The 18,845-nt window shown below is 73.7% G+C and carries 20 protein-coding genes; 5 read left to right on the top strand and 15 right to left on the bottom strand.

Translation table 11 applies throughout. The annotated features are described in order from the left end of the window. Positions 1-12: 12 nt before the first annotated feature. The 9 genes from ACFYOU_RS12895 to ACFYOU_RS12935 form a co-directional block, all read right to left on the bottom strand. The gene (locus ACFYOU_RS12895; protein WP_391305299.1) at positions 13-657 is read right to left on the bottom strand and encodes a dihydrofolate reductase family protein; all 645 of its coding nucleotides are present in this window, start codon (positions 655-657) and stop codon (positions 13-15) included. Positions 658-769: 112 nt separating this feature from the next. Next, positions 770-1,174, bottom strand: coding sequence for a hypothetical protein (locus tag ACFYOU_RS12900; RefSeq protein WP_391305301.1), 405 nt, complete (start codon positions 1,172-1,174; stop codon positions 770-772). Between the two features lie 53 nt (positions 1,175-1,227). Further along, the gene (locus ACFYOU_RS12905) at positions 1,228-2,082 is read right to left on the bottom strand and encodes a metallophosphoesterase (RefSeq protein WP_391305303.1); all 855 of its coding nucleotides are present in this window, start codon (positions 2,080-2,082) and stop codon (positions 1,228-1,230) included. 291 nt (positions 2,083-2,373) lie between these two features. Beyond that, entirely contained in the window at positions 2,374-2,742 is a 369-nt protein-coding gene (locus tag ACFYOU_RS12910) for a VOC family protein (protein WP_391305305.1), read from the bottom strand. A gap of 60 nt (positions 2,743-2,802) precedes the next feature. Then, entirely contained in the window at positions 2,803-4,203 is a 1,401-nt protein-coding gene (locus tag ACFYOU_RS12915) for an FAD-dependent monooxygenase (RefSeq protein ID WP_391305306.1), read from the bottom strand. Beyond that, positions 4,196-5,383 (bottom strand): MAB_1171c family putative transporter, encoded by a 1,188-nt coding sequence (locus ACFYOU_RS12920; RefSeq protein WP_391305307.1) that lies wholly within the window; start codon positions 5,381-5,383, stop codon positions 4,196-4,198. The genes ACFYOU_RS12915 and ACFYOU_RS12920 overlap by 8 nt, the downstream gene beginning before the upstream one ends. Further along, on the bottom strand, positions 5,380-5,988 hold the full coding sequence (locus tag ACFYOU_RS12925; RefSeq protein WP_391305308.1) for a toxin: 609 nt from the start codon (positions 5,986-5,988) through the stop codon (positions 5,380-5,382). The genes ACFYOU_RS12920 and ACFYOU_RS12925 overlap by 4 nt, the downstream gene beginning before the upstream one ends. Continuing rightward, positions 5,985-6,614 carry a hypothetical protein gene (locus ACFYOU_RS12930; RefSeq protein ID WP_391305310.1) on the bottom strand — a complete coding sequence of 210 codons (630 nt, stop codon included), beginning with the start codon at positions 6,612-6,614 and terminating at the stop codon, positions 5,985-5,987. Before ACFYOU_RS12930 ends, ACFYOU_RS12925 begins: the two co-directional genes overlap by 4 nt. 802 nt (positions 6,615-7,416) lie before the next feature. Beyond that, the gene (locus tag ACFYOU_RS12935) at positions 7,417-9,138 is read right to left on the bottom strand and encodes a tetratricopeptide repeat protein (protein ID WP_391305312.1); all 1,722 of its coding nucleotides are present in this window, start codon (positions 9,136-9,138) and stop codon (positions 7,417-7,419) included. Positions 9,139-9,421: 283 nt separating this feature from the next. On the opposite strand from ACFYOU_RS12935, the gene ACFYOU_RS12940 reads away from it, so the two are divergent. The 4 genes from ACFYOU_RS12940 to ACFYOU_RS12955 all read left to right on the top strand — a co-directional run bounded on the left by ACFYOU_RS12940 (position 9,422) and on the right by ACFYOU_RS12955 (position 12,981). Beyond that, a complete protein-coding gene (locus tag ACFYOU_RS12940) occupies positions 9,422-10,021 on the top strand; it encodes a TetR family transcriptional regulator (protein WP_391305314.1) in 600 nt (199 codons plus the stop codon). Further along, positions 10,011-10,634, top strand: a complete 624-nt coding sequence (locus ACFYOU_RS12945; RefSeq protein ID WP_391305315.1) for a hypothetical protein — start codon at positions 10,011-10,013, stop codon at positions 10,632-10,634. Before ACFYOU_RS12940 ends, ACFYOU_RS12945 begins: the two co-directional genes overlap by 11 nt. Continuing rightward, positions 10,627-11,259, top strand: coding sequence for a GNAT family N-acetyltransferase (locus ACFYOU_RS12950; protein WP_391305316.1), 633 nt, complete (start codon positions 10,627-10,629; stop codon positions 11,257-11,259). The genes ACFYOU_RS12945 and ACFYOU_RS12950 overlap by 8 nt, the downstream gene beginning before the upstream one ends. 159 nt (positions 11,260-11,418) lie before the next feature. Then, complete coding sequence (locus tag ACFYOU_RS12955; protein ID WP_391305318.1) at positions 11,419-12,981, top strand: MFS transporter; 1,563 nt, start codon at positions 11,419-11,421, stop codon at positions 12,979-12,981. A 64-nt stretch (positions 12,982-13,045) separates the two neighbouring features. Here ACFYOU_RS12955 and ACFYOU_RS12960 read toward each other — a convergent pair whose 3' ends face one another. Next, a complete protein-coding gene (locus tag ACFYOU_RS12960) occupies positions 13,046-13,699 on the bottom strand; it encodes an HAD-IA family hydrolase (protein ID WP_391305319.1) in 654 nt (217 codons plus the stop codon). 78 nt (positions 13,700-13,777) lie between these two features. Beyond that, on the bottom strand, positions 13,778-14,617 hold the full coding sequence (locus ACFYOU_RS12965) for a LysR substrate-binding domain-containing protein (RefSeq protein WP_391305321.1): 840 nt from the start codon (positions 14,615-14,617) through the stop codon (positions 13,778-13,780). Between the two features lie 58 nt (positions 14,618-14,675). Between ACFYOU_RS12965 and ACFYOU_RS12970 the strand changes: the two genes are divergently transcribed. After that, positions 14,676-15,077, top strand: a complete 402-nt coding sequence (locus ACFYOU_RS12970; RefSeq protein ID WP_391305323.1) for a DUF5997 family protein — start codon at positions 14,676-14,678, stop codon at positions 15,075-15,077. Here ACFYOU_RS12970 and ACFYOU_RS12975 read toward each other — a convergent pair. From ACFYOU_RS12975 to ACFYOU_RS12990, 4 genes are all read right to left on the bottom strand, one after another. Next, positions 15,074-16,195 carry an LLM class flavin-dependent oxidoreductase gene (locus tag ACFYOU_RS12975; protein WP_391305325.1) on the bottom strand — a complete coding sequence of 374 codons (1,122 nt, stop codon included), beginning with the start codon at positions 16,193-16,195 and terminating at the stop codon, positions 15,074-15,076. The two genes, ACFYOU_RS12970 and ACFYOU_RS12975, sit on opposite strands and share 4 nt — an antisense overlap. Positions 16,196-16,260: 65 nt before the next feature. Then, a complete protein-coding gene (locus tag ACFYOU_RS12980; protein WP_391305791.1) occupies positions 16,261-16,680 on the bottom strand; it encodes a lasso peptide biosynthesis B2 protein in 420 nt (139 codons plus the stop codon). Positions 16,681-16,682: 2 nt separating this feature from the next. After that, positions 16,683-16,940, bottom strand: a complete 258-nt coding sequence (locus tag ACFYOU_RS12985; RefSeq protein ID WP_391305326.1) for a PqqD family peptide modification chaperone — start codon at positions 16,938-16,940, stop codon at positions 16,683-16,685. 17 nt (positions 16,941-16,957) lie between these two features. Beyond that, positions 16,958-18,787, bottom strand: a complete 1,830-nt coding sequence (locus ACFYOU_RS12990) for an asparagine synthase-related protein (protein WP_391305328.1) — start codon at positions 18,785-18,787, stop codon at positions 16,958-16,960. Positions 18,788-18,845 lie beyond the last annotated feature (58 nt).

Here is an 18,845-nt window from a genome sequence, read left to right on the forward strand (position 1 = left end):
CCCGAGCGGTGGTCATCTGCGCCAGAACAGGTGGTGCGTCACCCCGCTCGGGCTGGGCACGACCTCCAGGTGGAACCGGTCGAGCAGGTCCTCGGGGGACTCCCACAGGCGCACGCCCGACCCGAGTTCCACCGGTGAGACGACCACGTGCAGGGTGTCCACGAGGTCGGCGTCGAGGAACTGGCGGATGGTGGTCGCCCCGCCGCCGAGTCGGACGTCCTTGCCCTGCGCCGCTTCCCGGGCCTGGTCGAGGACCGTGGCGGGGTCACCGCCGACGAAGTGGAACGTGGTGTCGGAAAGCGTGAACGACGGGCGCTCGTGGTGGGTCATGACGTACACCGGGGTGTGGAACGGGGGCTCGTCACCCCACCAGCCCTGCCAGGTGTGGTCCTGCCAGGGGCCGCGCTGGGGGCCGAACTTGTTGCGGCCCATGATCTCGGCGCCGATGTTGCGGGCGAAGTCGCGGGTGAAGTAGTCGTCGAGGCCCCGGCTGCCCCCGGGGTCGGTGCGCATGGGCCAGCTCGCCGTGGCGCCGGCCCAGGCGAACAGCCGCCCGGGATCGACATGGCCGAAGGGACGTTCGAGGCTCTGGTCCTCACCGGCGCCGATGCCGTCGCTCGACACGTTGAAGTTCTGCACTCTGAGTAGCTGTGGCACGTTCTTGCTTGCCTTCCTCCGGTGCGGGTGTTGACGAGGGATGAGACCGTGCGGGCCGGGAGAACTCATCGCCGGGTCCGCGGCCGATCCGGGGCGTCGGCGTCCGGCCGGGTCAGGTCCGGCGGCGTTTCGGCCGCGGGGGTGGCCCGTAGGCCCGGGCGAGGGCGTTGCGGACGGCGATGCGGCCGGCCGCCCGGAAGGACCCCGGGCGGGAGTCCACCTCGTGGATCCGGATGCCGCGCAGCACCACCGCCAACGCGCAGGTGGTGCCGCCCAGCTCCGCCAGTTCCTCGCGGACGCCCGCGGCGAGCGCGGTCCGGTAGGCGGTCAGCTCGTCCGGGCCGAGGTCTCCGTGGGTGGTCAGGTCGGCGGCCACCTCGAACACGATGCCGTCCTCCCAGGGCTCGAAGTCCACGGTGACCTCGGCGAAATCGGAGGGGCAACTGCTCTGGCGCGCGTAGACGGCCCGGACACCCCGGACGGGGTGCGGAGGGAACGTTCTGACCTCGGACTCCATGGGGCTCACGGTAGTGCGCGGGGCACGGTCCCGCGTCTTGCTGCCGGCTCGTGTCAGGCGGGTGCGACGCGGTCGGTGCCCGGTGCGGGCCCGGCGAGGATGCGGCACAGTCCGGCGGGCGCGGTCGGCCGGCTGCGCCACTCGCGGGGATAGCCGAGCGACACCTCGCGGTGCGGCACCCCGTCGCAGTGGATGGTGCGCGGGATGTGCAGGTGCCCGTAGACCACGGCTGCCGCGCGGTACTTCGTGTGCCAGTCGGCCGTGGCCTCGGTGCCGCACCACAGTGCGAACTCGGGGTAGCGCAGCACGCGGGTGGGCTCGCGGACCAGGGGGAAGTGGTTGACGAGCACGGTGGGCAGCTCGGGGTCGATCCGGTCCAGCCGGTCGCGGGTGTAGTCCAGTCGGGCGCGGCACCACGCCTCGCGGCTGGGGTAGGGGTCGGAGTGCAGCAGGTACTCGTCGGTGGCGACCACACCGGCCTCGTGCGCCACTTCGAGCGCTCCGGCCTTGGTGAAGGTGCCGGCGGGCCGGAAGGTGTAGTCGTAGAGCACGAACAGCGGGGCGATCGCGACCGGGCCGGTGGCGCCCTGCCACACCTCGTACGGGTCCTCCGGGGTGACCACGCCGAGTCCGCGCAGGGTGTCGACGAGGTGGCGGTAGCGTTCCTCGCCCCGGAGTTGGACGGGATCGTTGGGCGGGGTCCAGAGCTCGTGGTTGCCGGGGGTCCAGATGACCTTCGCGAAGCGTTCGCTCAGGATGCGCAGCGCCCAGACGACGTCCTCGAAGGTCTCGGCGACGTCTCCGGCGACCACGAGCCAGTCGTCGTCCGACTCCGGCCGTAGTCCCTCGACGATGTCCCGGTTCTCGGTGTAGCGCACGTGGAGGTCGCTGATGGCTAGCAGGCTCATGTCAGCGGCTCCATCGAACCGTGTTGGGCATCCTCGTACACCGTTCCCCCGTTCCCGCTCCGCGTCCTGGTGCCCAGGCGCGCCGCCCCGTCGCTCGTCCCCGGGCGGGGACGGCAGGTGTGCAGCACACTCTACGTGTTCCTGCTCCGCGGCCGGTCGGGTGAAGTGGCCGCGGGGCCCCGGGCGTTGTGACGGTGGGCGGCTCCTCGGGTCAGCTTTCCGGGGCGCGCGGGGCCGGTCGGGCTCGCGCAGGACGGTGCGGCGGAGGTCGTCCTGTCCGACCGGGGCCGGTCAGTCGCGGCTGGTGTCGATGACGCAGAAGCGGTTGCCGTCCGGGTCCGCGAGCACCACGAAGTCGGGGTCGGGCGGGTACGCGTCCCAGTCCACCCGGTGGGCGCCGAGGGAGAGCAACCGGTCGACCTCCGCCGCCTGGTCGGCCGCGTCCTGCGCGTACAGGTCCAGGTGCACCCGGGGGTGGGTCTGCACCGGGGTCCGACTGCGGCCCAGGGACAGCTGGGCGCCGTTCCCGTCCGCGGGGACCAGCACCACCCAGTCGTCCGTCATCTCCTCCCGGGGGACGTACCCGAGGGCCTGCGTCCAGAAGGCTGCGGCACGCGGCACGTTCGAGACGCCCAACACCGTGGATCCGATTCTCAGCATGCGCCTTCCTACCGTGGAGCGGGCCGCGTCCGCCAGCCGGTATCCGCCTCGGGTCCGCTGTTAGGGGAGGGCGGCGTCGCGTTCCGCGTCCGCCAGCGGGGGGCCGGGCAGGTGCGGGGTCTTGGGGCCGAGCAGCATGGGGATGAGCATGTCGGGCGAGAAGAGGCGGGTCGCGGGTCGCTCCAGGCTCATCACGTCGAGCAGGGCACCGAGGGCGCGCGGGCTGCGGGCCCCGGTGGCGACGGCCCGGTCCACGAAGCGGGCGAGCCACCGTTCGAGGGGGGTGGGGGGCGTTTCGGCGGCTCCCGGGTAGAAGGCGTCCTGTCCGACGGCGAGGTCCCAGGCGGCGGCGACGGGGCGGACCGCGGCGCGCTGGAGGCGGCGGGCGGTGCCGGGGGCGGTGAGCGGCGTGGTGGCGAGCGCGTCGCGCACGGCGAGGGCGCTCTGCGCGGCGACGGTGAGGCCGTGGCCGTAGACGGGGTTGAACCCGGCGACGGCGTCGCCCAGCACGGTGAAGCCGTCGGGCCAGCGGTTCATCTTCTCGAAGTAGCGGCGGCGGTTGGCGGTGGCCCTGGTGGTGTGCACGTCGCCCAGCGGGGTCGCGCCCTTGAGCAGTTCGCCGATGACCGGGTCGTCGAGGCCGAGCGCGAAGTCCACGAAGGCGGCGGGGTCGCCGGTGGGTTCACCGCCCCGGGTGCCGGCGAGGGTGACGATCCAACGGCCGCCCTCGATGGGCAGGATGATGCCGCCCCGGCCGGGTGCCTTGGCGGGATTGGCCTGCACGTTGACGAGGGGGAAGGCGATGCCCGCGGTGGTGCCGGGGGCTCGGTAGAGCCGGGTGGCGTAGGTGACTCCGGCGTTGACCCGGCGCTCGGTGACCGCGGGCAGTCCCAGGTCCGCCAGCCACCGGGGGGCGTGGGAGCCGCGGCCGGAGGCGTCGACGACGAGGTCGGCGGTCAGCACCCGTTCCCGGTCCGCGTCGCGCACGCGCAGGCCCGTGACGCGGGTGCGGTCACCGGTCAGGCCGAGGGCGGTGGCGTGCTGGTGGAGCGTCACCCTGGGGTCGGCGAGGACCCGGGTCCGCAGGGCCCAGTCGAGGAGGTCCCGGGAACACACCAGATTGCGGTGGGGGGTGGCCGTGAAGCGCCGGAACCATATCTCGTTCGGGGCGCGGGAGACCATGTCGCCCATGATGCGCGGGAGTCGACCGCCGTGGGCGACGACGTCGTCGACGAGGCCGGGCAGCAGACGGTTGAACGCCTTCACGCCGCCGCTCCACACCACGTGCGCGTGGCGCGCCTGGGGGACTCCGCGGCGGGGCTCGGGGCCGTCCGGGAGCACATCGCGTTCCACGACGGTCACGTCGGCGGACTCGGCCAGTGCGGTGGCCGCGAACAGGCCCGTCGCGCTGGCCCCGATCACGAGGGCCGTGGGGCGGCGGGCCGTTGCTCTGTCATGCATGGGTGTTCACGCCTTCTCTGCGGGACACCCGTCGGCGGAGGGTGTCGATGGCTCGGGGGTGGTGCATGGCTCGGGAGATGTCATGGATGTGGTTGCTGATGTCCGCGTTGACCTGTACGGGGTCCGTGGGGCAGCGCCGGCCCGCACGGTGCCGTTCGACGGCGACGGTGACGGCCACCGCGCCGGCCAGGCCGATCGCCCGGTCCTCGGCGTGTTCGGAGCGGGCCAGTTGGTGGGCGCGGCGGTGCAGGTCGCGGTCGATGTGGGGGGCGAGCAGCCGCAGTGCGTCGTGGATCTGTTGTTCCCGCTGGAGCAGCAGGAGGTCCAGGGGTGCCCAGCGGCCGAGGCGGGCGGTCGCCGCGGAGGCGGTGGCGGTCCGCAGCGCCCGCCACAGGGGGAGCAGGCCCCGGTAGTCGCGCCGGTCGCGGGCCCGTCGGAGCAGGAAGGGGCCGATCTGGGGGACGATGAACCCGATGGCCGTCAGGACTCCCTGGAGCAGTGCGAAGGGCGGCGCGACCCGGGTGCTCAGATGGTCCCAGTCCGTGCCGCACCAGCGCGCGACGATGGCACAGAGCTTGATCGCGTCGTACACCAGGCCGGAGGCGAAGCCGAGTCGGAGGAGGACGACGCCCGATTTCAGCCAGCGGTTGGTGACTTCGGGGGACCACTTCCACAGCATGGAGGAGGCCACGAGGCACGAAGCCGTGTGGGCGGCGAGGTAGAGGAGGATGTGTTCGCGCATCCAAGGGGTGCTGGCGTAGTAGGTGTCCAGGTCGTAGATGCGTTCCGCGGGGGCGTGGGCGAGGAAGAAGGTCACCCAGAGGGCGACCGTGATTCCGGCGTAGATGAGATGGATGCGGCACATCCTGCGCCGCCGGCTCTCGCTCGCTTCTTCCCGCCATCGCGTGATCATGGTGAGGCTGGTGGCGCAGGACGCCGTCAGGAACGAATAGGCGCTGGGCGAGGCGATGTTCGGGATACCGGTGAACTCGTTGAGCCGGTGGATGTTGACCGGGGTGATGATGACGTAGACGACGGAGGCCAGGGCGAGGAGCAGGGTGGTGGCGCGGATGTCGGGGTCCCGCCAGGCGCGCACGAAGGTGGGGAACTTCAGGGCCACCGCGATGAGCAGCAGGGCAGTGGGCAGGAGGTAGGGGATGTGGAAGGCGGGGACCGTCACAGGAGGCGTCCCCGGCGGTTGATGAGCGAGCGGTTGATCCGGCCTTCGACCGTCGTCATGGTGACGGGGCCCTCGGCGTGGCGGCCCGTCATCCAGGTGCGGACTTCGCGACCGAAGAGCAGGCCGAACGTCTCGGCGTCGACCTCGTGTTCGTCGGTCGAGTCGGAGCGGGCCGCCACCACGTGCAGCGCCTCGCGGGGCACTTCCTCGGCGGCGAGCACCGCTTCGGCGGCCCGCTGGACGGCTCGTGGCATGTCGGGGCCGGTGCCGAGCGTGCGGCCCGCGGCGGGCAGGCCGTGACCGTGGCCGTGGTCGCCCTGTTCCTCGTGCCACAGTTCGTGCCCGAGGATGACGAGTTGCGCTTCGGGCACGGTGCCCTCGTCGACGACGACGAGGGAACGTTCGCCGCAGTCCAGGCGCATGCCGGACACCGGGATGTCGGAGGGGAAGGCGCGGAAGAGCAGTTGCACCGGCTTGCCCCGGCGGACGCTCATGGCGCGACAGAACTCGCGCATCACCGTTTCCGGGTCGGCCGGCCGCCGTACCGTCTTCGCCGCTTCCCTGCCCAGCGCGACGAGTAGGGCCTTCATCGCCCTGGTGCTCATCGGAGCGTGCCGCCCCGGTCGATTCCCTCCGGTTCTTCGGGCAGCACCGACCTCAGGACCCCTTCCAAGAGCCGTTCCAACTGCTCGCGGGTCATGAACCCGTACGTCCGCAGGTCGGTGGACTTCACTCCGTACCGGTCCATCAGTGCCTGGACGGGGTCCGCCGCGGGATCCTCCAGGGTGCGCAGGAGGGGTTGCAGGACCCGGTTCAGCGCCTCGTCGCCCTGGGCGGTGAAGAACGCCTCTCCCCCGTCGACCCCGAAGAACTCCACCAGTCCGTGCAGGAATTCGACGCTGGGCACCTTCCTGCCGTCGCACACCTGGCGTGCCCAGTACTCGGAGACGCCGAGGCGCCTGGAGATCTCCGCGACGAGTTCCGACATCTTCCTCCCGGTGCGCCGCAGATTGATCTCGGCCAGGGTCCTGATCCGGGTGCGGACCCGGTCGTTGACCGTGTCCGCCGGCGGACTGCCGCCGGCGAGGAGGACGCGGACCTCGGACTCGGCCAGTGCCGTCCTGGCCGCCAGTTCCGCGACGTCGAGGAGTTCCGGCCTCTTCAACCCCCGCGCTTCGATGAGCGCTTCCAGGCGCTCTAGCGTCGCGGAGAGCGACGGGACTGGTTCCACCGAGGTACTCCCAGGGATCGGGATCGATAGGGGTGTCGTGCGCACACGACACGGTACCGCGGCACCCCGAGCCCCTCAACGATCGTTGCCTTTCCGAAAACCATCGTTGACACCTCGCGTCGACGCATAGCAATATCCCCGGCAGTGGAAGCGAACAGTCCGGGAAACCGGGCGCGTTGGCTTCCGGGCGGCGTTCCGTTCCGCAGCAACCGCGTGGAGATGCGCACTTGTTCACACCCCGGAGTTCGGGCGGCACCGACCACAGCCTGCGCTGGCCGCCGACCCGGGTGGGCACCGAAGGGGTGCCGTGCGCCCCGCTCCACCGTCGTGGCGGCGACGTCGCCACGCGCGGGACGACCGAGCCGGATCCGCCGTCGCACGGGGTGCCCCAGCACCCGCCGCGGTGGAGTCGGCGTGCCCCGGGGTGCCGTCTATGGGGGGCGGCATCCCGGAGCGGTTCGCCGCGCCCGGTTCGCCCACCCTCGCCCGCCCCGTCGGAGGTACCACGATGAGCCGCTCCCGTCCGACCGCACCCGAGCGCCCCGCCCGCCGTCCGGCGCCGCGCCCGGCACGCCGGGAACCCTCCTGGACGGTCCTTCGGGCCCCGTAGCCGGGCGCGGTCCGCCCGGCGGCGGCCCGCCCTCAGCCTGGTGCGCCGGCCGAGTGGGCTGCGGCATCGTCAGGGGCACGAGCACCACTGCGGTGCCCACCAACGGGTTCGTCGGCCCGCTCGGACTGCGAGTGCCGTGCGGTTCCTCCTCCCAGGAGGGCGTGCGGTCCGGCGTCACCCCGGTTCCCGACGTCATCCACGGGGTCTGCGCCGGCTCTTCGCCCGATCCGCGCCCCCGGCCGTCGCCGTCCACTCGGTCAGCAGCCGTTCGGCGGTGCGGGTCTGGGCGTGTGCGCCGCCCTGCGTCTGCTGCCTGCGCGCCACGACCAGAGCGAGTTCGGCCAAGGCGCCGGGCAGGTCTCCCCCGTCGTGCCGGGCGACGGCCAACTGTTGCCGGGCCGCGAGGGCGTGCGGATGCGCGGGGCCGAGGCGCTGCTCGTACTCGGTGGCGGTGTCGGCCAGCAGGGTCACCGCCTCGGGGCGCCGTCCGGCCGCGACGAGGGCCACGGCCAGGTTGCGGCGGGCCGCGGCGACCTCGCTGCTGTCCGGTCCGCGCAGCGCGGTCCGGTGGTCCAGGACCTCACGCAGCACGGTGAGCGCGCCCTCGGGGTCCCCCACCGCCGTGAGCGCGGTCGCCAACCGCGCCCGGAAGTCGAGGGCGATGCGGGAGGTCGGGCCGTGGGCGGCCGTGGCGGCGGCGATGAGGATGCGGTACTCGGCGACGGCTCCGGAGTGGTCGCCGCTCGCGGTCCGGACCGTGGCCAGCCGGGCCCGGAGGGACAGCACCTTGCGGTGCGCCGGGTCGGACGTGCGGAGTTGGGCTTCGAGGGCGGCCTGGACCGTCGCGGCGGCGCCGCGGTGGTCTCCGGCCGCCTCCTGCCAGTGGGCGAGACGGCGACGGACCGCCGCGAGCCCGGCCGGTGCGACCTCGCGGTGCTGCCGCAGGGCGTCGGCGAGGTCGGCGAGTTCCTCGGCGGCGCCGGACCGCTGCCCCGACTGGCCCTTGACCTCGGCCCGGGCGAGCCGCGCGGTGATGAGGAGCGGGGCGTGGACCGGGAGCACTCCGCTCCAGCGGGCGACCAGGTCGTCCAGGGCGCGGACGGTACGGGGTGAGGCTCCGGTGGCGTCGGCGGAGCGCCGTAACAGGTGTTCCGCTTCCGGGTCGTCGGGGGCGAGCGCGTCGAGCGCGGTCACCAGGTCGTCGGGAGCGGCGGGATCCTGCGGTACCGGGGGTGCGACGCCGCCGGACACCTCGGCCGCGACGCGCTCCGAGCGGGCGCGCAGGGCGGCTTGCTTCGCACGGTTGCCGGCGCGGCCGTACGCCCGGCTCAGTTCGTCCAGTTGCGCCGCCGCCTCGGCGAGCGCACTGATGTCGTGCAGGGCGTGCGCCAGTCGGCGTCGGGTGGCGAGGGTCCGTGGATGGTCCGGGCCCACCGCGTCGAGGTTCGCGGTGAGCATCGCGCGCAGTTCGGTCACGGCCCGGGTGGAGTCACCGGTGTGGACGAGGAGGTCGGCGATCCTGCCGCGGGTGGCGAGCGCTTCACCGCTGGTCGCGCCCTTCGCCCGGACCTGGAGCGAGAGCAGTTCCTCCAGGAGCGTCCTGGCCCTGTCGTGTTCCTGGTTCGCGACCAGCCAGTGGGCCAGGCGCAGGCGGATCTTCACCGGGTCCTTGTGGAGGGGATCTCCGGTCCGCAACCGCTCCGCGAGGACGGCACCGAACGCGTGGACCGCGCGGGCGGTCTCGCCCTGTTGCCCCAGGCGCTCCGCCGCTGCCGTCCGGTTCGCGAGGTCCCGCGTCCCGTTCGCACCGTCGACCGGGGCGGGCCCGAGGGTCCCCGGTCGCCCCCCGCCGTCCCTGACATCGCCGCGATCCCCGCCGTGCCCGGCGTCCCCGCGTTGTCCAGGCGTGTCCATGGCCACTGTCGTCCCCCTGTCCCCGGGCCCCTCGGTGCGGGACGCCGGTCGTGTCCCCGACGGGTTGTGGGGTGCTACCCAGGCGTCGACGTCCTTAACGTGCCGTTGCAGGGTGCACGGGCGCGGCCCGGCGGGCGGGGCGCCCGGCCACCGGTCACGCGGGGTCCGCGGTGCGCGGCGGCCCGGGCCGAGGGGTCACGACGACGCTCCGGCGCTCCGCCCATCCACTAAGACCATAGGGGTGTACTGGCAGTACACCCCGCCAGTGTGTACTGTTGATCCCATGACTCCACCCCTTCCCAGGTTCCACCGGCTGCCCCCGGAACAGAGGGCCGCGATCCTCGCCGTCGCCCGCCAGCACTTCGCGGAGCACGGGCCGCAGAACGCCTCGTACAACCGGATCATCGAAGCCGCAGGCATCTCGAAGACCGCCGCCTACCACTACTTCGACGGGCGCGAGGACCTGCTCACGGCCGTGCTCGACGACGTGCTGGCACGGCTGCTCGGGGCCCTCGGCGCCTGGACGCCCGCCGCGGACACCCCGGCGTTCTGGGCGCGATTGGAGGTGGACGCGGACACGCTCTCCCGCCACCTCGTCGAGCACCCCGACGATCTGGCGCTCGCACCGGCCGCGGTCGCCCAGGACGGGGGGACGGCCTGGCGGGACTGGTTCGGCGCACTGGTCACCGACGGGCAGCGGCTCGACGTGATCCGCACGGACGTCGACCAGGACCTGCTGGTCACCATGACGATCGCCGCCTTCTCGGCCGCCGACGAGTGGACCCTCACCGGGCTGGCGGCCGGCCGGGAACCCGACCGCGAACAGGTGTGGACCCTGCTGCGCGGGCTGTGGGGACGGGAGGCGGGCGGACGTGCGCACTGACCTCGACACCGACTGGCACGTCCCGCCCACGCCCGAGGGCGCGGCGGGGTGGCTGGAGCGCTTCATGGGACCGGGGAAGTCCCGCTCGGAATCGGCCGTGGAACTCGGCGGGGGCGCGCTCTGCGCGGTGCTGCTCGCGGCCGGCCTCTGGTCCCCCGCAGCCTCCGGCCTGCGCGAGTCCTGGTCCACCGTCCAACTCGTCGTCGTGGCGCTCGCCGGACTGGACCTCGTCGGAGGCGTCCTCACCAACGCGACCAACGCCGCCAAGCGCTGGTACCACCGTCAGGCACCGGGCGTCCGGCGGGCCCGGCTCCTGTTCGTCGGAGCCCATCTGCTGCACCTGGCCGTCTTGGGCACGGTCGTCCTGGAGGGCGACACCGGCTGGATGCTGGGCAACGCCGCGCTGCTCCTGACCGGTGCCGCTGCCGTCGAGTTCGCCCCCGTGCACCTCAAGCGCCCGGTGGCGATGGGGGCGTGGATGGCGGCGGTGCTCGTCAACGTCTTCTGGCTCACGGTGCCCACGGCGCTGCTGTGGTTCGCGCCGCTGTTCTTCCTCAAGCTGCTGGTGTGCCACCTGGTGCCCGAGGCTCCGCTGCGGAGGCGTGATGGCTGAGGGCGACACCTTCCAGGGGCAGGAGGGCGCGCGCCTGGAACTCGACGGTTCCGCCGCCGTGGGCGACTGCGTCGCCGTCCTGGCCGCAGCGTTCGCCCGGGAACCGGCGACGCACTGGATCTGCGGCACCTCCGCAGCGCTGCGGGAGCGCTGGTTCGCCTCGACGCTCGCCACGCACGCCACGCTGCCCGGTGCCCGGCGGCTGGCCCTCGTCGACGAGCGGCGGCGTCCGGTGGCCGCGGCGGTCCTGACCGCCCCGCACACCGCGCCCTCGGTGGGCGCGCGGACCGCCTGGGTGGTGCGCACCGCCCTGCGCTGCGGACCGGCAGCGCTCGGCCGCACGCTCACGTACCTCCAGGCCACCGAGGCGGAGACGCCCGCCGGGGCGTGGACCCTGGAGTTCATCGGGGTGGTGCCCGACCACCGCGGACGGGGGGCCGCCCGACGCCTCCTCGATCACGTCCTCACCACCTTCCCCGCGCCGGACGGCGTCTTCCTCACCACCGCCGATCCGGCGAACGAGTCGCTGTACCACCGCTTCGGTTTCACCACCCAGCGGCACCTGGGCGTCGGCCCGCTCACCACGGCGGCCATGTGGCGGCCGCACATCCGCGACGGCGGTTGAGCGACCGCACCCACGCGGTTCGCGTTGCGCAGTGATCCCGATCGGCCTATATCAGGAGGAAGCGGAGCGTTCCGTATCGAACCTCCGCCGTCGTGTCCGGGTACGTCCGCACCCGGACGCTTCCGGACGCTTCCGGGCCGTGAAGGGATGGCACGTGCCGTGGCTCACCCCTCGAACCCCGCCGACCCCGCCGACCCCGCCGACCCCGCCGGGCCCGGTGATCCCGGCGGGCCGGGTCGTTCCCGGTCGAGCCGGTGGGCGATGCTCGCGGTGCTGTGCGCCAGCCTCCTGCTGGTGGCGATGGACGCCACCATCCTCAACGTGGCCCTGCCGTCCCTGATCGACGACATGCGCCCCTCCGCCCTGCAACAGCTGTGGATCATCGACGTCTACGGCCTGGTGCTCGGCGGGCTGCTCGTCACCACCGGCGCCATCGGTGACCGGTTCGGCCGCAAGCGGCTGTTCCTCGCGGGTTTCGTGTTGTTCGGCGTGGCCTCGGTGCTGGCGGCCACCTCCGACAGCCCGACCCAGCTCATCGCGGGCCGGGTGCTGCTCGGCGTGGGCGGGGCGATGGTGATGCCCTCCACGCTGTCCCTGATCCGCAACATCTTCACCGACCCCCACGAGCGGGCCCTGGCCATCGGCTTCTGGGCCGCCGTGGCGGGTGCGGGCGCCGCGATCGGCCCGCTGGTGGGCGGCCTCCTGGTGGAGGAGTACGGCTGGTCCGCCGCCTTCTGGGTGAACGTCCCCGTCGTCGTGGTCACCGTGGCCGCCGGGATCTGGCTGCTGCCCGAGTACAAGGCAGCCGGCACGCATGCGCTGGACTGGGCCAGTGCGGTGCTCTCCGTGGTCGGCATCGTGGCGCTGGCCTGGGGCATCAAACACGTCGCCAAGAACGGACCGGCCGCCACCGGTGTGGTGATCCTGGTTCTCGGGGCCCTGGTGCTCACCGTCTTCGTGCTCCGACAACTCCGGCTACCGGACCCCTTGTTGGACGTGCGCTTGTTCCGCAGCCATCCGTTCACCGCCGCCGCCCTGGCCACCCTCATGGCCATGCTGGCCGCGGGTGCCGCGCTGTTCCTGGTGTCCCTGTGGCTCCAGTACGTCCATGGTTACTCGCCCTTCGAGGCGGGCCTGCGGACCCTGCCGGTGGCCCTGGCCACCCTGGTCGGGTCGCTGGCCGCGCCCCGGCTGATGCACGCGGTGGGGGTGCGTCCGGTCATGGGGGCCGGGCTGCTCGGCATGCTCGCGGGGTTCCTGCTGCTGGCCCTCTCCCCGGAGCCGACCTCGTACGTCTACATCGCCGTGTTCCTGGTGACGTTGGGCCTCGGCGACGGTCTGGCGATCACCACCTCCGCCTCCGTGCTCGTCTCCGCGGTGCCCCCGGAGCGGGCCGGGCAGGCGGGCGCGGTCTCGGAGACCTCCTACGAACTGGGGGTCGGCCTCGGGGTCGCGCTGTTGGGGTCGATCCACGCCGCGCTCTACGCCGACCTGATGCCCCGGACAGCACCCGAGGAGGCGCGCGAGTCGATCGGCGGCGCCGCGGAGGCCGCCGCCGCACTCGGCGGTCCGGTGGGCAGCCGGCTGCTGGAAACGGCGCGGAGCGCCTTCGATCAGGCGCTCACCACCACCGCGTACGTCTCGGCGGGGATCGTCGCCGTGGTCACCGTCCTCGTGCTGTGGCTGGTGCCCAAGAACTTCAGGGCCACCGGCAGCCACTGACGGGACGGGCTCGCGTGCGGTCGGCCGGGGGGCACTCGCCTACAGGCGGTCGGCTGGCACTCGCCTACCGGGAGGACGGGGCGTCGCGCAGCAAGGGGGCCAGCGCCCGCTCCAGGTCGGCCACCTCCCGGTAGAGCACTCCCGTCGCGCCCAAGGCGACCGCGGCGTCGACGTTCTCGGCCCGGTCGTCCACGAAGAGGCAACGGTCCAGCCGAGCGCCCACCCGCCCGGCGGCGAGACGGTAGATGCCCGGGTCCGGTTTCACCATGCCCACCAGGCTGCTGTTCACCACGGACGTCGCGAGGTCCGTCAGCCCCATGGCCGCCAGATCGCCGTCGAGCCAGACGGTCGCATTGGTGACCAGGACCAGGGGACACCGCCCCCGGAGGAGCCGCAGCACTCCCACCACCTGCTCGTCCGCCCGGAAGTCGGCCTCGGTGAAGGCGGTGGCCAGGGCCTCGGCCCGGGGGCGGGGCACCCGCGAGGACAGCGCACCGGCGATGGACTCGGCCCACTGCGTCCGGGTGATCCGGCCGAGCAGCAGCGGCCCGTCGTGCTCCGGTGCGAATCCGATGGTCGCCGTCGTGCCCTCGGGGAGCCCCGCCTCCCGTTCCAAGCGGGTCACGACGGAGTCGTCGAAGAAGCGGATCACGCCGTCGAGGTCGCACAGGACGGCGTCGAAGGCACGGTCGGACGTGGCAGTTGTGGTGTTCACCATGCCGTACGCCTATCAGCGATCTCCCGTTCCCGGTAGGCGCGTTCGCCGCACGGACGGCCCGGGCGGGGCCGTGGACGGTCAGCCCCGGCGACGGGGCCGGCCGCCCTTGCCGCCGCCCCGGCCGCCCTTGGCCCCCTGACCGCCCCGGCTGCCCTGGGTCCCCTTGCCGCCCTTGCCACCCTTGCCGCCGGAAGCGCCCTTACCGCCGGAGCCCGTGCGGGTGCCCCGGCCGGAGGGCTTCCCCGCGGCGGCACCGCGGCGGGCCGTTCCCCCGGTGGACGGCTCCTGCGGGGTCCGCGCGGCGCCCCCGCGCCCCCGCCAGCTGTTGACGGTGCGCCCGCGGACGATCCCGATGAACTCCTCCACCAGGTCGGTCGTGGCCTCCTTCGGCCACGACAACGCCACGCGCGACTCGGGGGCGTCCGGGACCGGGCGGAAGGTGAGGTCCTTGCGGTGGTGGAGCCGGGCGAGCGACTGCGGGACGATCAGGAGGCCGACACCCGCCGCCACCAGTTCCACGGCGTCCGCGGTGGTCGCCGGACGTTCCTCCGCGGCGCGGCCCGGCAGCCGCTCCCAGTCGAGCGTGTCGTCCCGGGGGTGCAGGACCAGCTCGTCGGCCAGGTCGTCGCAGGACACCTCGTCGACCGCGGTGACCACGTGGTCCTTGGGGACCACGACCACCGTGGTCTCGGTGTAGAGCGGGATCGCGCTGAGGTCCTCCCCCTCGACGGGCAGCCGCACGAGCCCGGCGTCGGCACCGCCGTCCCGCAGCAGCGCCGGCGCCTCGGCGGCGGACACCGGGACCAGGGTCAGCGGGACGTCGGGGAGCCGTTCGGTCCAGACCCGCACCCACTTGGCGGGGATCACTCCCGGCACGTAGGCGAGCCGGAAGGAGGAGGGGGCCTGCGAGTCTGTCACCGGGCCAGGATAACGGCCGTGGTCAGGGGCGCCCCGCCCGCTGGTTACCCTGGACACCATGACGTCGCACCAGACCCCCCAGGCCATGAAGCCCGCGACCGCGGCGAAGAAGCTCGGCATCTACCTCGAAGCCACGCCCGACGAGTTCCGCGCGGGCTCCGTTTCCCGTGCCGAGCTCAACGCCCTCCAGGCCGATCCGCCGCAGTGGCTGCGGGACCTGCGGCGCGACGGCCCCCACCCGCGTCCGGTGGTCGCGGCGAAGCTGGGCGTGTCCATCTCCGGGCTGGCGCGCGGCGGTGTCAGCGAGGCGCTCACCACGGTGCAGATCGACGCCCTGAAGCAGGAACAGCCCGAATGGCTCCAGAAGGAGCGCTCCACCCAGGCCGAGGTCCGCAAGGAGACGGCCCGGCTCAAGGAGAAGCAGCGCGAGCAGGCGGCGGCGGAGGGTGACCTCTCCTAGTCCTGGCTGACGTCCCCGGCCGAGCGCCTGCGCCCCGCGCGCTCCATCCACCCGTCCGCCGGTGCGGTGTCCGGCGCGTTCCGGACGAGCGCACGACGCACCCGGGGAAGCACCTCGGTGGCGAGCCGTCGTAGGCGGCGCACGGTCGCCGCGTCGTCGTCCGCGGCCTCGACCTGACACAGGACCCGCCCGCAGCCGCTGGTCCGGATGTGTCCCAGCAACCGGCGCACACAGGTGTCCACGTCCCCCACGGCCTGGTGGGCGAGGAGCCGTTCGGCCGTGCGCCGCACCGTCTCCTCGATCCGCTCGGGGCCCCCGTCGGTCCCCGACGGGGTGTGGGCCCCCACCAGACGGCGGGCGCGGTCGTGCATCAGCTCCCGGGCCCGGCGGGGCGAGTCGGTGACGTGGACGAGCAGCGAGAAGGCGTGGTCGTGACCGTGGGCGGCCCGGCCCGCCGCAGCCGCCGCCCGGGCGTGCAGGGCGACCATCTCGGCCTTGGCCTCGGGCGTCTTGTCGAAGAGCATCATGATCGGCAGGCCGCGCGCACCGGCGACGGTGATCGTTCCCGGTGACCCCGCCGCCACGTACAGCGGGGGTCCGCCGGAGGTCAGGGGCGCCGGGGTGACCCGGTCCGCGGGGTGGACGGCTCCCGCCGGACGGCTCCCGGACCGCCAGGCGGAACGGATCCGGTCGAGACAGTCCCCGAGGTCGGGACGCTCCCGATCACGGGCGAAGACCTCGTAGGCGGTGGTGGGTGCGCCGCGCCCGACGCCGAGGGTGAAACGGCCGCCCGAGAGCTGGTCGAGGAGGGCGGCCTGTTCGGCGACGTGGACCGGTGGGTGCAGCGGAAGCAGGGTGACCGCGGTACCGACCCGGATGCGGGGGCAGCGGCCCAGGAGGAAGGCCGCCAGGGCGAGGGCGGAGGGTGCGAGGGTCGTCCGGGAGAAGTGGTGCTCGGTGACCCACAGGTCGTCCAGGCCCAGTGACCGGGCCTCCTCGGCGAGGGCGAGGGTGCGGGCGAACACCGCCGCATCGGACTGTCCGGTGCTCCGGCCGCTGCTGAGCAGCAGCCCGAAGCGCGGCGCGCGGGGGTCGGTCGGCGTGCGGAGGTCGGTCATGGGAGCCGTCCAAGTGGGTGGGGACTGGCGGGCGGTCGTCGACGGAGGTCGGGGCGGCGGGGCGGTCAGGCCGGGTCACGGTGCGGGACGGTCATCACCACGTGGAACAGCCGGATGTCGTCCCGCTCCCCCACCGGCGCGCCCTCGGCTTCGACCCAGGCGTGGGCGCGGAACGGTTCGGTGCGCACGCCCGTGCACCAGGTGGGCCAGGCTCCGGTGAGGCGGCACAGCAGTACGGTCGCCACGGAACGTTGCAGACAGCCCTGCCCCGCGCAGCGCACGCTGACCTGGACGACCGCGTCGCGGGCGGCGCGCGCCCGGTTCCGGGTGGCGGCCCGGCTGCCCCGGCGCAGCAGCCGCAGCACCGCGTCGATCCGGTGGGGTGGCAGCCGTACGAGTGCGGCGGCGACGAGCACGGCGCAGCGGGCGGCTGCCCGGTGGGCCGGTGGCGGGCGGTGCTCCGGGCGCTCCAGGCCGGTCGACATGCTCATGCTGTCACCAGTCGGCGGGCGACGAGGAGGGCGACGAAGGCGTCCACGTCGTCCGCGATCCGGGCCGCGGCCCGCGGGTGGCGCCGGGTCAGGAGGTCGACCGCGGTGGCCCGCTCGTGTTCCAGCAGGAGCGTGAGGAGGGTGGCGCCGGTCGGGTTGAGTTGGAAGTAGCGGCCGTTGCCGCGGTCGAGGAGGACCGCGTTGCCGTGTTCGACGTGGGTGCGGGTCACCCGTGCGGCCAGGGTCAGGGACATCGTGTGCCTCCTACGGGTCAGGGTGCCGGGGCCAGCCGCGACCGGGCGGGCAGCGAGCGCAGCCAGGTTTCGCAGGCGAGCGTCCGGTCGAGGGGGACGAAGGTGAGGGAGCGGGGGTGCAGTCCGAGGATCGCGGTCCGGACGGCTTCGGCGTCGACGAGGCCGAGCCGGGCGAGGTGGAGGTCGTCGCAGAGTTCGGCGAGGGCGTGCTTGTGGCGGGTGAGGCCGGCGTACGCCTCCCGGCTGAACTCGGCCTTCGAGGCCCGGGTGAGCAGCCCGTCGGGGACGACCGTGCGCATCGCCGCGGCCAGCGGCGGTTTGTACCGGGAGGTGTCGGCGCGGTCGGCGATCCGGAGGGACAGGACCGTCTCCAGGACCCGGTCGTCGAGGAACGGGGCGTGCCAGGGGACGCCGTGCCGGGAGGTGAGCTGGTCGAGTCGGCGGATGGTCCGGCCGCATTCACGGGCGAGTTCCAGGGTCATGTGCTGGGCCCGGTTCGGGGCCAGCGGCTGCGCCCCGGGTTCGCGTAGCGCCGCGCGGACCGCCTCGACGGCGTCCGGGGTCGCCCAGGGCGCCATGCGGACGGGGGTGCCCCAGCCGAACTCCGGGCGGCCCAGCCGTGGCGGCCAGGCGGTGACCGTGTCGGCGAGTCCGGCGAGCCAGTCGCCGTAGGAGGGGTTCCTCCCGAGGGCGCCCAGCGTGGGCAGCAGCGGCCAGCGGTGCAGGGCGGCGGTGGCCCGGATGTGGGGCAGCGCGGCCAGCGGGTCGGTGCGGGCGAAGGCGTGCAGATGGGCGGGGAGCGCGGTGAACAGTTCGTCGCCGCCGTGTCCGGTGAGGTGGCGGGTCGATCCCCGTTCGGCCATCAGCCGCACCTGGGCGAGTTGTTGGGCCTGGGTGCGCACGGAGGGGAAGGGGCCTTCCGGTTCGTACGCCGGCGTGGTGACGCCCTCGTACCACGAGGGCACCGAGTCGTGGGGGGTGAGGACGTGCTCGGCTGCGGGGAGCGCACGGCTCGCCTCGCGCGCCCAGTGACCGTCGTCCTCGTCGTTGGCCGGGTCCATCGCCTCCCACCGGTTGGTCACCAGGCGGGCGGGGCCGCGGTCCCCGACGAGCAGGCACAGGCTGGTCGAGTCGAGCCCTCCGGAGAGGTCGGCGCTGAGGGTGCCGCCGGCCCTGGTGCGCAGCGCCACCGCCTGGGCGATCCGTACCCGCAGCAGCGCGGCGCCGCCCCGGTCCAGCGACAGGTGGGGCCGGGGCGGCGACCACCAGCGGCGGGTGCGGTGGGTGCCGTCGGGGAGTTGGTGGAGGTAGTGGTCACCGGGGAGGCAGGAGACCCCTTGCCAGAGCGGGGCCTCGCCCAGGGGCCAGGGGGTCGTGGGGGCCAGCAGGTGGCGGGCGAGCAGGTCGTGGGCGATCCCGGTTCCGGTGATCCGGGCCAGCAGGTCCGGTCGGTCGGCGGCGATGGTGACCCCGCACCAGGTGGTGTGGTGGATCTGCCGCAGCGCCGACACCGTGCCCTGGGCCCGGACGTGTCCGTCGAACGAGGCCACGAGGTGTGCGGCTCCCGGCAGGGTGCGGGCGAGGGGGTCGAGGTCGGACGGCTCGTCGTAGCCGCGGAGGGCGCCCCTGAGGGGGCCGGTGTCCGAGGTGGTGCAGCCGAGCAGGACCAGTTGACGGGGTCCGGCCTGGACCCGGACGAGGTCGTCGGGGTCCCACTCCCCCACGATCCAGGGCCGGCCCGAGGCGTGGGCCAGTACCTCCTGGTTCGCGCCGAGGCCCTGAGGGGTGGTCAGACGTGCTCCGACGGCTGCGCCCGCGGGGCTGTCGGGAAGGATGACGAACGGCATGGGGTGCCTTTCTCCGAGCGGGGCGGTCGCGGTCCCACCGGGGCGGGACCGCAACGCG

This window comes from Streptomyces sp. NPDC005955 (assembly GCF_042871255.1).
Lineage (GTDB): Bacteria > Actinomycetota > Actinomycetes > Streptomycetales > Streptomycetaceae > Streptomyces.

What these genes read in the sequence shown, in the direction of transcription:
- ACFYOU_RS12905 (WP_391305303.1), bottom strand. Translation starts at nt 2,082, where the DNA reads ATGAGCCTGCTAGCCATCAGCGACCTCCACGTGCGCTACACCGAGAAC.
- ACFYOU_RS12940 (WP_391305314.1), top strand. Translation starts at nt 9,422, where the DNA reads ATGACTCCACCCCTTCCCAGGTTCCACCGGCTGCCCCCGGAACAGAGG.
- ACFYOU_RS12915 (WP_391305306.1), bottom strand. Translation starts at nt 4,203, where the DNA reads ATGCATGACAGAGCAACGGCCCGCCGCCCCACGGCCCTCGTGATCGGG.
- ACFYOU_RS12910 (WP_391305305.1), bottom strand. Translation starts at nt 2,742, where the DNA reads ATGCTGAGAATCGGATCCACGGTGTTGGGCGTCTCGAACGTGCCGCGT.
- ACFYOU_RS12935 (WP_391305312.1), bottom strand. Translation starts at nt 9,138, where the DNA reads ATGGACACGCCTGGACAACGCGGGGACGCCGGGCACGGCGGGGATCGC.
- ACFYOU_RS12900 (WP_391305301.1), bottom strand. Translation starts at nt 1,174, where the DNA reads ATGGAGTCCGAGGTCAGAACGTTCCCTCCGCACCCCGTCCGGGGTGTC.
- ACFYOU_RS12950 (WP_391305316.1), top strand. Translation starts at nt 10,627, where the DNA reads ATGGCTGAGGGCGACACCTTCCAGGGGCAGGAGGGCGCGCGCCTGGAA.
- ACFYOU_RS12985 (WP_391305326.1), bottom strand. Translation starts at nt 16,940, where the DNA reads ATGTCCCTGACCCTGGCCGCACGGGTGACCCGCACCCACGTCGAACAC.
- ACFYOU_RS12925 (WP_391305308.1), bottom strand. Translation starts at nt 5,988, where the DNA reads ATGAGCACCAGGGCGATGAAGGCCCTACTCGTCGCGCTGGGCAGGGAA.
- ACFYOU_RS12960 (WP_391305319.1), bottom strand. Translation starts at nt 13,699, where the DNA reads ATGGTGAACACCACAACTGCCACGTCCGACCGTGCCTTCGACGCCGTC.
- ACFYOU_RS12970 (WP_391305323.1), top strand. Translation starts at nt 14,676, where the DNA reads ATGACGTCGCACCAGACCCCCCAGGCCATGAAGCCCGCGACCGCGGCG.
- ACFYOU_RS12975 (WP_391305325.1), bottom strand. Translation starts at nt 16,195, where the DNA reads ATGACCGACCTCCGCACGCCGACCGACCCCCGCGCGCCGCGCTTCGGG.
- ACFYOU_RS12990 (WP_391305328.1), bottom strand. Translation starts at nt 18,787, where the DNA reads ATGCCGTTCGTCATCCTTCCCGACAGCCCCGCGGGCGCAGCCGTCGGA.
- ACFYOU_RS12980 (WP_391305791.1), bottom strand. Translation starts at nt 16,680, where the DNA reads ATGTCGACCGGCCTGGAGCGCCCGGAGCACCGCCCGCCACCGGCCCAC.